The organism is Rhizorhapis sp. SPR117 (assembly GCF_021742065.1).
The window spans coordinates 1-1,362 of sequence record NZ_JAKKIE010000178.1; the positions used below are offsets into that span (position 1 = coordinate 1).

Consider the following 1,362-nt stretch of genomic DNA (forward strand, 5'->3'; position numbering starts at 1 on the left):
AAACGTATGGCCCGCCCCGTTTGCAAGGTAGATTTTGAGATGCTCTGATCAGTCTGCGTCAACGTATACGGTCTCATGGGTGAACCCATGGCCAAGATGGACATCCGCACGTCTGGAGCCACAATAAAGACGCCGGCAACGAGTGCCATTTTTTTGGCCGGGCTTTCCAAACGCCGATCGACTGTCAGGCCATCTGCTCGATCCTTCCTGCAAACATCGTTGGCCTACGCGCCGTTGAGCGTGCGGCCGATCTGGTTACGCCGCGACCGGGTAGCCGCGTTCAAAGGTGGCGCCTTTGCGCAGAGCTGCCCAAGCGATCCGCGCCAGCTTGTTGGCCAGTGCAACCACTACGGCATTGCGGTGAACGCCTCGCTCGATCATCGCTTTCAGCCATCGTCCCAATGGGGTGTCGCTTTGCGACAACGAAGGTAATGCCGCTCGGGCACCATGTATGAGCAGGGTACGCAAATAGGTGTTGCCGCGTTTTGAGATGCCGAGCAGCCGTGGCTTGCCGCCGGTGGTATGTTGTCGGGGGACCAAGCCGAGCCAGGCCCCAAGATCCCGGGCCTTGGCGAAGCTGCTTGCATCGCCCACGGCAGCGATCAAAGCGGTTGCGTTCAAGACCCCGACGCCAGGAATGGAGGTCAACCTTCTTGCAGCAGGATCATTGCGTGCGAGTTCAATGAACTCGCCGTTCAGCGCCTCGATCCTGGCATCAAGGTTGCGCCATTCGGCGCGCAGTTCGTCTACCAATTGCCGCAGGCGCAGTGACAATGTCGTCTTCTCATCGGCCAGCATCTCATCGATACCCAGTTCCAGCTTGCGGCGACCGACCGGGAAGATCGTCCCACGCTCCAGCAGGATCGCCCGCAACTGGTTGATCAGGCTCCGGCGTTCGGCCACGAGGCGTGATCGGACCCGGTGGAGAGTCTGGATATCCAGCTGCTCCTGGGTCTTGAGTTCGACGAAGCGCATCGTCGGGCGCGAGGCCGCCTCGGCGATCCCCTCGGCATCGCGATCATCGTTCTTCTGAGCTTTGACATACGGCCGAACATACTCGGGCGACATCAGCCTGATCTCGTGCCCGTGTGCGGAAAACAAGCGCCCCAGATGATGGGCGCCGCAGCATGCCTCCATTGCAACCACGCACGCCGGAAGCTTGGCCACATAGTCGATCAGCGTCTGGCGGCGCATTGACCGGCGCACAACGACAGCGCCTGTTGCATCGACGCCAACCACGCTGCAAGCATTCTTGCCCAGATCGATTCCCAGGATCACAATACTCATCGGTCCGCTCCTTTCCTTCTTAAGCACCAACATCATAACCGATGCCGGGGAAAAGGGGCGGGCCATCCCATAAAG

General features: G+C 60.0%; 1 protein-coding gene. It reads right to left on the bottom strand.

The window, feature by feature from the left end; all coding sequences use genetic code 11:
* Window positions 1-255: 255 nt before the first annotated feature.
* Entirely contained in the window at window positions 256-1,287 is a 1,032-nt protein-coding gene (locus L3X40_RS21790; RefSeq protein ID WP_237367422.1) for an IS110 family transposase, read from the bottom strand.
* Between the last annotated feature and the right edge of the window lie 75 nt (window positions 1,288-1,362).